The 9,448-nt window shown below is 66.5% G+C and carries 10 protein-coding genes; 6 read left to right on the top strand and 4 right to left on the bottom strand.

Annotated features, from left to right (window positions below; all coding sequences use genetic code 11):
* Positions 1 to 122: 122 nt before the first annotated feature.
* Both M2432_RS27665 and M2432_RS27660 read right to left on the bottom strand, forming a co-directional pair.
* Complete coding sequence (locus M2432_RS27665) at positions 123 to 941, bottom strand: HAD-IIA family hydrolase (protein WP_280830051.1); 819 nt, start codon at positions 939 to 941, stop codon at positions 123 to 125.
* 98 nt (positions 942 to 1,039) lie between these two features.
* The gene (locus M2432_RS27660) at positions 1,040 to 1,201 is read right to left on the bottom strand and encodes a hypothetical protein (RefSeq protein ID WP_280830050.1); all 162 of its coding nucleotides are present in this window, start codon (positions 1,199 to 1,201) and stop codon (positions 1,040 to 1,042) included.
* Positions 1,202 to 1,269: 68 nt separating this feature from the next.
* On the opposite strand from M2432_RS27660, the gene M2432_RS27655 reads away from it, so the two are divergent.
* From M2432_RS27655 to M2432_RS27630, 6 genes are all read left to right on the top strand, one after another.
* On the top strand, positions 1,270 to 2,187 hold the full coding sequence (locus M2432_RS27655; protein WP_280830049.1) for an SDR family NAD(P)-dependent oxidoreductase: 918 nt from the start codon (positions 1,270 to 1,272) through the stop codon (positions 2,185 to 2,187).
* 4 nt (positions 2,188 to 2,191) lie between these two features.
* Positions 2,192 to 3,379: a gephyrin-like molybdotransferase Glp gene (gene glp / locus M2432_RS27650; RefSeq protein ID WP_280830048.1), complete on the top strand. Its 1,188-nt coding sequence runs from the start codon at positions 2,192 to 2,194 to the stop codon at positions 3,377 to 3,379.
* A 29-nt stretch (positions 3,380 to 3,408) separates the two neighbouring features.
* Positions 3,409 to 4,137 (top strand): phosphatidylserine decarboxylase, encoded by a 729-nt coding sequence (locus M2432_RS27645; RefSeq protein ID WP_280830047.1) that lies wholly within the window; start codon positions 3,409 to 3,411, stop codon positions 4,135 to 4,137.
* Positions 4,134 to 5,006, top strand: a complete 873-nt coding sequence (locus tag M2432_RS27640) for a phosphatidylcholine/phosphatidylserine synthase (protein ID WP_280830046.1) — start codon at positions 4,134 to 4,136, stop codon at positions 5,004 to 5,006. The genes M2432_RS27645 and M2432_RS27640 overlap by 4 nt, the downstream gene beginning before the upstream one ends.
* Positions 5,003 to 7,204, top strand: a complete 2,202-nt coding sequence (locus M2432_RS27635) for an AAA family ATPase (protein WP_280830045.1) — start codon at positions 5,003 to 5,005, stop codon at positions 7,202 to 7,204. Before M2432_RS27640 ends, M2432_RS27635 begins: the two co-directional genes overlap by 4 nt.
* A gap of 263 nt (positions 7,205 to 7,467) precedes the next feature.
* Positions 7,468 to 8,139, top strand: a complete 672-nt coding sequence (locus tag M2432_RS27630; RefSeq protein WP_280830044.1) for a hypothetical protein — start codon at positions 7,468 to 7,470, stop codon at positions 8,137 to 8,139.
* On the opposite strand, the gene M2432_RS27625 is transcribed toward M2432_RS27630, so the two are convergent.
* The gene (locus M2432_RS27625) at positions 8,140 to 8,586 is read right to left on the bottom strand and encodes an SRPBCC family protein (RefSeq protein WP_280830043.1); all 447 of its coding nucleotides are present in this window, start codon (positions 8,584 to 8,586) and stop codon (positions 8,140 to 8,142) included.
* A complete protein-coding gene (locus tag M2432_RS27620) occupies positions 8,549 to 9,175 on the bottom strand; it encodes a TetR/AcrR family transcriptional regulator (RefSeq protein ID WP_280830042.1) in 627 nt (208 codons plus the stop codon). The genes M2432_RS27625 and M2432_RS27620 overlap by 38 nt, the downstream gene beginning before the upstream one ends.
* Between the last annotated feature and the right edge of the window lie 273 nt (positions 9,176 to 9,448).

Here is a 9,448-nt window from a genome sequence, read left to right as displayed (position 1 = left end):
CCCCGCCAAACCCTGAACTGGCGAACACCCGCCGAAGCACTCGACAAACTACTGTCAAACCCGCCAACTGTTGCATCGATCCCTTGAACCCGCCCACCAAATACCGCGCATAACCCTCACGGTCAGTCGTTGAAGAGTAGGCCGGGAAGGTCAGCCACCGAATCCACCACGTGGTTGGGCTGCATGGCGAATTCGTCTGCGGCCCAACGGTCTAACGCGGCCTGCCGGAATTTCCCGGTCCGCACCAGCACTCCGGTCATGCCAACCACCTGGGCCGCCAGCACGTCGTTGTTCAGGTCGTCACCGACCATGTACATCTCTTCGGGGTCCGCGCCCAACCGCGCGGCCGCAGTCAGAAAGCCCGCCGGCGCCGGTTTACCCACCGCCACACCCTGACGCCCCGAGGTTGCCTCCAGACCCGCCAGATACATCCCGGTGTCCACGCGTAGGCCGTCGGCGGTGTTCCACGCGTTGCTGCGGTGCATGGCCACCACGGGGACACCCTGCGCCATCCAGTCGTATACCCAACTCAAGGTCAGGTGGTTGTACTCCGGCCCGGCCCCGCCGAGCAGCACCACATCAGGGGTTTCCGGCTGCTGCGGCCCGGAAAAATCGCTCGCATGCACAAGGTCGATGCCGGGCATGTCCGAGCCGAGATCGCCCTTGTTAACCAGGAAACATCGGGCGCCCGGGTAGCGGTCGCGCACATAGTCCGCGGTCAGTACCGCTGCGGTGATCACTTCGTCAACGGACACGTACATGCCTGCGCCACTGAGCATTTCGGCGATCTGCTGACGCGTTCGGGCGGTGGTGTTGGTCAGGAAGCACCGGGCGATCTTCCGGTCCGCCAGCGCCTGCAACGTCTCAGCGGCGCCGGGAATCGGGCGCCACGAGGTCACCAGGACACCGTCGATGTCGAAGAGCACCCCGCCGATAGCCATGTTGAAACACAGTAAGCCCCCACCGGCTCAGCACAACTCGAGAGCTACCCGAGCACCCTGTTCACCCTGCGAACACCATGTTCCAGTCGGACTTCATGTCAACCACCGTCCAACTCGGCCGGCCCAGCTTCCTGCAGCGCGGTCACCAACCTGCCCGAGGAGGACGGGTCGGCGTCGTAGGCGTACCCACGCTCGGCGTCGGTGTGGTGGATCAGCCGGTGTACCGTCCAACATTTGAGTTCCGTATGTTTGGGCCCCATGAGCAGCCAGCGAGTAGTGGAGGCGGACGGCGCATGACGATCAAGCGAGTAGCGGAGGCGGACCGCGCATGAGTAAGTGGACCGTCGACAACGTCCCTGACCAGAGCGGTCGGGTTGCCATCGTCACCGGCGCCAACACCGGACTGGGTTTCGAAACCGCGCGAGTGCTAGCCGAAAAGGGAGCCCGGGTTGTCATCGCGGTGCGTGACACTGCCAAGGGTGACGACGCCGTCGCGCGGATCAAGGCCAAGACGCCCAACGCCGACGTCTCGGTGCAGAAACTCGATCTGGGCTCGTTGACGTCCGTGCACGCGGCGGCCGACGATCTGCGCGCCGCCCACCCCCACATCGACCTGCTGATCAACAACGCGGGCGTCATGTACCCGCCCAAGCAGACCACCGCCGACGGATTCGAATTGCAGTTCGGCACAAACCATCTGGGAGCGTTCGCGCTCACCGGCCTGCTGATCGACAACCTGCTGCCGGTCGAGGGTTCCCGAGTGGTGGCGGTGGCCAGCATTGCGCACAACATCCAGGCGAAGATCGATTTCGATGACCTGCAGTGGGACAAGCGCCGCTACAACCGGGTCGCCGCGTACGGCCAGTCGAAGCTGGCCAACCTGATGTTCAGCTACGAGTTGCAGCGTCGGCTCGCCGCGGCCAGCGCCGAGACCATCTCCACCGCGGCGCACCCCGGTATATCCAACACCGAGCTGATGCGGCACATACCGGGTTCCGGCCTGCCCGGGTTCCGCGAGATCAACGGATTGTTCACCAACAGTCCGCTGATGGGGGCGCTTGCCACCCTGCGGGCCGCTACCGATCCAAGCGCTCGCGGTGGGCAGTACTACGGCCCGTCGGGTTTCCGCCAACTGCGCGGTTATCCCGTTCTGGTCCAGTCGAATTCGCAATCACACGATGCCGGGATGCAGCGCCGGCTGTGGGATGTGTCCACAGAACTCACCGGCGTCAGCTTCCCTATCTAGCACCATGCGGACAGTCGAAGAGCACCAGCGCGTCGTCGCCGGATTGATCGCGGCCCGCGCGCCGATCACGGCGCCGATTGCCGACGCGCTGGGCTTGGCCTTGGCCGAGGACGTGGTGGCGCCCATCTCGCTGCCCGGGTTCGACAATTCGGCCATGGACGGTTACGCGGTGCTGGCCAGTGACATCGCCGGCGCCTCCGCTGACAACCCGGTGAAACTTCCTGTCGCGCAGGACATTCCGGCAGGCCGTACCGATGAGTTGTCCATCGCTCCGGGTACCGCACACCGGATCATGACCGGGGCTCCCGTCCCGACGGGCGCGACGGCCGTGGTTCCCGTCGAGGCGACCGACGGTGCCGTCGACGTCGTCAGCATCCGGTCCGCGGCGCGCGAAGGGCAGCACATCCGTCGGGCCGGCGAGGACGTCACTGCAGGCATGACGGTTCTTCAGTCCGGCACGGTCGCGACCCCGGCCGCCCTCGGGCTGCTCGCCGCGCTGGGCTTCGGGGAATTGAAAGTCGTTCCGCGGCAACGGGTTCTGGTCATGTCGACCGGTACGGAGCTGGTACCGCCGGGCACCCCACTGCAGCCCGGGCAGATCTACGAGTCCAATGCCGTCATGCTGACCGCTGCCCTGCGCGACGCCGGCGCCGAGGTCGTCACCGCTCCGATGACCCGCGACGACGTGGCCACTTTCCGGGACACGCTGGCCGGGCACGCCACCGACGTCGACCTGATCGTCACCACCGGCGGTGTCAGCGCCGGCGCCTACGAGGTGGTCAAAGACGCCCTTGCCGACGAGGTCCAGTTCGTGAAGGTCGCCATGCAACCCGGGATGCCACAGGGCTCCGGCACGGTGCACGGCACCCCGATCATCACACTGCCCGGCAACCCGGTATCGGCACTGGTGTCCTTCGAGGTGTTCATCCGCTCGCCGCTGCGCGCCGCCATGGGCCTGCCCGCCGATCGGCCGCATCGCACCGCGATCCTCGGCGAAAAACTCACCTCGCCGGCAGGCAAGCGGCAGTTCCGCCGCGGCGTTCTCGACGACGACGGACAGGTCAGCAGCTACGGTCCCCCCGCATCGCACCATCTGCGCTGGCTCGCCACGGCCAATTGCCTGCTGGAGATCGGCGAGGACGTGGTCGAATTGGATAGTGGATCACCGGTGCCCGTCTGGGATCTCCGATAGACCTCCGCGAACCGTAGAATCGAGTCCCGATGGCCAGACCTGCGAGACCCCCAGCCGATGACCACGAGTCCGACCTGTCCCGCCTGGTCGACCTGGTTCGCTCCACCATTCCTCCGATCCACCCCGCCGGGCTGCCATTCGTTGGTGGCGCCCTGGGCGTCGCTGCGCTCGGCGCCCGCAACCGCTGGGTCCGCACCGCCGGCCTGACCGCGGCCGGTGCGTGTGCGGCATTCTTCCGGCACCCGCCCCGAACAGCTCCCACCCGCCCCGGCGTGGTGGTGGCTCCGGCCGACGGCCAGGTGACGCTGATCGACGAGGCCGTGCCGCCGGCCGAACTGAACCTGTCCGACCAACCGCTGCCGCGGATCAGCATCTTCCTGTCGCTGTTCGATGCCCACGTGCAGCGCGCGCCGGTGGCCGGCGAGGTCATGACGGTCAAATACAAGCCGGGCCAGTTCCTGTCTGCCGACAAGTCCGATGCCAGCGAGGCCAACGAGCGCAACAGCATGTGGCTGCGCACCGACGACGGGCACGACGTTGTCGCTGTGCAGATCGCTGGTCTGCTCGCCCGGCGCATCGTCTGCGACGTTCACCCGGGCGAAAAGCTCGCGTTGGGCCAGACGTATGGGCTCATCCGGTTCGGGTCCCGGCTGGACACCTACCTTCCTGCGGGCTCGCAGATCAGCGTGGAACTCGGACAGCGTGCCGTAGGCGGTGAGACCGTGCTGGCGGAGCTGCCCATTGGGTTGCCGGAATGAAGCCTCGCATCAAACCGCCGCAGGTGAGCCTGCGCATGCTGCCCAGCGCCATGACAGTCGCCGCGATCTGTCTGGGCCTGTCGGCGGTGAAGTTCGCCCTCGACCACCGGCCCACCGAGTCGATGGCGCTGCTGGCTGGAGCCGCAATCCTCGACGCGCTCGACGGCCGTACCGCCCGCATGCTGAACGCCACCTCGAAAATGGGCGCAGAGATCGACTCGCTGGCCGACGCGGTCAATTTCGGTGTGGCACCGGCGTTCATCGTGTACCTGACGCTGCTTTCGCAGAACCGCTCGCCGGTCGCCTGGATCGTGGTGCTGCTCTACGCAGTGTGCATCGTGCTGCGCCTGGCCCGGTTCAACGCGATGCTCGACGTCGACGGTCCGGCGTTCGAGAAGGAGTTCTTCGTCGGTATGCCGGCTCCTGCCGGTGCCATCGGCGCCATCGGCCCGCTGGCCGCCAAGATGCAGTTTCCAGGCCCGTGGTGGGATTCGGTTTGGGGCCAGTCGTGCGTCATCGGCTGGATGATCTGCGTCTCGCTGCTGGTGGTCAGCACCATACCGATGCGCAAGGTGCATACCTTCGCTGTGCCACCCAACATGGTGGTGCCGCTCCTGGCGCTGCTGGCCATCCTGGTGGCGGCCTCGGTGATGTACGGCTACATCGTCATTCTGGTGCTCATCGGCGCGTACGTGCTGCACATTCCGTTCGCCATCCGGACCAAGGCCTGGCTGCACGAGCACCCCGAAGTCTGGGATGACAAACCCCGCGAGCAGCGGCAGGCCCGCCGCGCCATCCGTCGGGCGGCCCAGCCATATCGCCGTTCGACTGCCCGGCTCCGGCTGCGCAGGCCCGGACAGCGTCGATGACCCTGGATCAGAGCCAGCAGCCGGCCGACCCACCCAAGGGCCACCTGCAACTCACTGCGCGACTGAACACCTCAGCACTGGATGCCCGCCGGGGCGTGGTGTTGCTGCATCCGGAAGCCATTGCCGCCCTGGGCATCCGGGTGTGGGACGCGGTCTCACTGACCGGCACGCGCAACACCGCGGCGGTGGTCGGTACGGCTCCGGCCGGCACACCGCCCGGGGTTGCGTTGCTCGACGATGTGACCCTGTCCAATGCCGGCGTGCGGGCCGATTCCCCGGTGATCGTGGCGCCGGTGACGGTGTACGGTGCCCGGTCGGTGACGCTCAGTGGGTCGCGTCTGGCAAGCCAGTCGATCAGCCCGGCCACCCTGCGATTGGCGTTGCTGGGCAAGGTCATGACCATCGGCGACACGGTGTCGCTGCTGCCGCGCGATCTGGGGCCGGGTACCTCTACTTCGGCGGCCACCACCGCCCTGGCCGCCCAGGTGGGTATCACCTGGACCTCCGAGCTGCTGACTGTCACCGCCGTCGACCCCACCGGTCCGGTGAGCGTGCAACCCAATTCAGTCGTGACCTGGGGTGCCGGGGCTTCCACTCCGGCTCCCGTCGTGACTGCGCCCGAACCTGTTGCCGCCCAATATGTTCCCGCCATCTCGGTCGACGACCTCAAGGGCATGCACACGCAGGTCGCCCGGCTGACCGAGTGGCTCAAACTCGCGCTGGACGAGCCGAAGCTGCTGGAAACTCTCGGCGCCACAGCCAATCTGGGGGTGCTGGTGTCGGGGCCGGCGGGGGTCGGCAAGGCCACCATGGTCCGGGCGGTGTGCGCCACGCGGCGGCTCGTGGAGCTGGACGGACCGGAGATCGGCGCGCTGCGCGCCGAAGACCGGCTGTCGCAGGTGGCATCAGCAGCTGCTGATGTCCGTGAGCATGGCGGGGTACTGCTGATCAGCGACGTCGACGCGCTGCTGCCCGCCACCGCCGAGCCAGTCGCCTCACTGATCTTGGCCGAGCTGCGAAAGGCGGTTGCCACCAAGGGGGTTGCGCTCATCGCTACCTCGGCGGTACCCGAGGGACTGGATGTCCGGCTGCGGGCACCAGACCTGTGCGACCGTGAGTTGGGCCTGACTCTGCCTGACGCGCCAACCCGCGCCGCGCTGCTCGAGGTGCTGTTGCGCAAGGTGCCGTCGACCGGCCTGGACTTGAACGAAATCGCGCAGCGCACACCCGGATTCGTACTCGCTGATCTGGCTGCGTTGGTGCGGGAGGCGGCGCTGCGGGCCGCGGCCCGGGCCAGTTCCGACGGTACCGAGCCGGCGCTTATCCAAGACGATCTGACCGGTGCCCTTGCGGTGATCCGGCCGTTGTCCCGGTCGGCGAGCGAGGAAGTCTCGGCCGGATCGGTGACGCTCGACGACGTCGGCGACATGGTCGAAACCAAGCAGGCCTTGACCGAGGCGGTGCTGTGGCCGTTGCAGCACCCTGACACCTTTGCGCGGTTGGGCGTGGAACCACCGCGCGGCGTACTGCTGTACGGGCCGCCAGGTTGCGGCAAGACGTTCCTGGTGCGGGCGCTGGCCAGCTCGGGTCGGCTGTCGGTGCACGCGGTCAAGGGCGCTGAACTGATGGACAAATGGGTCGGTTCGTCGGAGCGTGCCGTGCGCGAATTATTCCAGCGCGCAAGGGATTCCGCGCCGTCTCTGGTGTTCCTGGATGAGATGGACTCGCTGGCTCCGCGACGCGGTCAGAGCTTCGACTCGGGTGTGACCGACCGAGTGGTGGCTACCCTCCTGACTGAACTGGACGGCATCAATCCGCTGCGCGATGTAGTGGTAGTCGGCGCCACCAACCGTCCGGATCTGATCGACCCGGCGCTGCTGCGGCCCGGGCGGCTGGAGAAGTTGGTGTTCGTCGAACCGCCCGATGCCGATGCCCGTCGCGAAATCCTGCGTACCGCAGGCAGGTCCATCCCCCTGGCCGCCGATGTCGACCTCGGCGTGTTGGCTGCGGACCTGGACGGCTACAGCGCAGCCGACTGCGTGGCGCTACTGCGCGAGGCGGCACTGACCGCCATGCGGCGATCCATCGACGCCGCCGATGTCACTGCGGCCGACGTGGCCAAAGCCCGCGAGACGGTGCGGCCGTCACTGGATGCTTCTCAGGTGGCCTCGTTACGCGAGTTTGCCGCGGGACGCTGAGCCCAACGCACCGGGAGCCCGGCGTGTCGGCTATGTTGCGGCACTTGTGATTTGGACCCGTCAACCTCGATTGACATGGTCAACATAAATTGACGGCCGAGACGAAAGTTGCCATGGAGAGAACGCAGACGGGGTATTTATCTGTGCTGTAAGCAAAATTTCACCAAACGCAGGCTAGATGCCGCCCTTGCCGATTAGCGTCACGAATGTTCGGACTTCGCAACCGAAGTCGTGTCACTGCGAATACATAGGGGAAGTTTCACGTGAACAACGAATTTCTGTTACGTCGCGTTGCCGCCGCTGTTGGTATTGCAGCGGTTACCGGAGCGGCCGTTGTGGCCTGCTCGCAGGCCAAGGACGCGGCCTCCCACGCATCGTCGGTGGCATCGTCGGCTGCCAGCGCAGGTGCCAGCGTGGCATCATCGGCCGCCAGCGCAGGTGCCAGCGTGGCATCATCGGCCGCCAGCGCAGGTGCCAGCGCGGCAACATCGGCGGCCAGCGCTGCCTCTAGCGCCGTGTCGTCGGCCATCGCCGGTGCGGCCACCTCGCTCAACGTCCCCGGGGTGGGCAACGTGAACCTGGACGGCCCCACCAACGACGCCTACACCAAGGCCGGCGGCGAAGCGGCCCTCGGCCTGCCGACCGCGCAGCCCGAGAAGGTCGGTGACGGCACCGTGCAGCCATTCGCCAAGGGCACCATCTATTCGTCGCCGGCCACCGGCGCACACGTGGTTCAGGGCGAAATCCTGAAGGTGTACAACGCTCAAGGCGGTCCCGGTGGATCGCTCGGCTACCCCACCGCCGACGAGGCCCAGACCGCGGGCGGCCCAGACGTCGCCAAGGGCGGCTGGGTCAGCGAGTTCCAGAAGGGCACCATCACCTGGCTGAACCAGGGTGACGGCACCTTCAAGGAGACGGTCACACCCAAGGCGTGATTACTGCTCGGCGAGCGCGGCGAGCCGGGTCAGCGACGCCTGCAGCCAGTCTGCCGACGTCCGCCTGGCCCGGCTCAGCCGTTTCTCGTCGGTCAGCGCGGTCCAGTCATAGGTGTGCGTGACGCGGGTGTGCGCGGCATCGATCGGTTCGAGCTCCCACCGCCACAGATGCCCAGGTTGGGGCAGGCCCGGCTCTGACGGCTTCCACCCGATCCGTCGACCCTCGTCGAATTCGACGACGTGGTTCTCCCGTGTGGCGCCCAGTGTCAGCACCATCACGAAGACATCGCCCACGGCATGCACCCGCTGACCCGCCGGTGCCTCGGCCAGGTTGTCATTGCCGTCCCAGCGCGGTTGTTGCGCCGGGTCGGCGATCAACTCGAAAATCTGCTCCGCCGGAGCGGCTATGTCACGACTGGCGCTTACGACCCGAATTTCGTTGTCCACGAATCGATTCAACCGGACGCGACAGCAACACGCGAGCATCTTCCGCCAGATCGTCCGCAAGCCAGCGCGGCAACTCGCCGTGCGCATACCGTTTGACCACCGCGTACGGCAGGTCGACGATGGCGCGACTCACCGCCGCGACTGTACGAACATCACTGTGGCCGTGCAGTTTTCGCGCAATCAACTCGACCCGCTCGACCAGCGGATGATTCATCGCTGCCAGTGTCTTGCCGAACTCGTCGTCCGGCCCGTCCAGGAGATCCGACGGCCGGATGGTCAGCAGCAGTCGGGCGTCGTCGGGCCACCCGCGGGCGAACTCGACGGCAGAAACCGCCATCGCGACGGCCGATTCCAGCGCGGTATCGCCGGTTGCCGCCAAAGCCAATACCTGGAATCGCTCGAGTGACCGCAGCCACGCGGCGGCCAGGATGCCGTCGCGGTTGCCGAACCGGTGGTAGAGGGTGCCCGCAGGCGCTCCGCTGGACTTGGCGATCGCAGCGATGCTGGCTGCGCGCGGGCCGTCGCTCAACACGATGGCCCGGGCGGCATCCAGTATCACATCGGTTTCATGCTTCCGCGGGGGTGCCATGTTCTAGTACGATCCTTCTATATGGAACGGTTACCCTATATCGACGAATATTCCACAACCGTCGCCGTATCGAAGGACGACGCGTGGTCGGCAGTCTTGCAAGTGATGTGCGGAAACCCGGACGAACCAGAGCGTGCTCCCATCGGTTTCATGGTCGACGAGGCCATCCCCGGGCAGCGGCTAGCTGTACTCGGCAGGGACGTTGTTGACGATTCGGCTGTGAGAAGGGAGGACCTCCGGGCTTAGTGGAGATGTCTGACGTCTTCACACACT

The organism is Mycobacterium sp. OTB74 (assembly GCF_029892685.1).
In the GTDB taxonomy this organism is placed as follows: Bacteria; Actinomycetota; Actinomycetes; order Mycobacteriales; family Mycobacteriaceae; genus Mycobacterium.
Note: the sequence above shows the minus strand (reverse complement) of the source record. Positions and strands in the feature narration are given on the sequence as shown.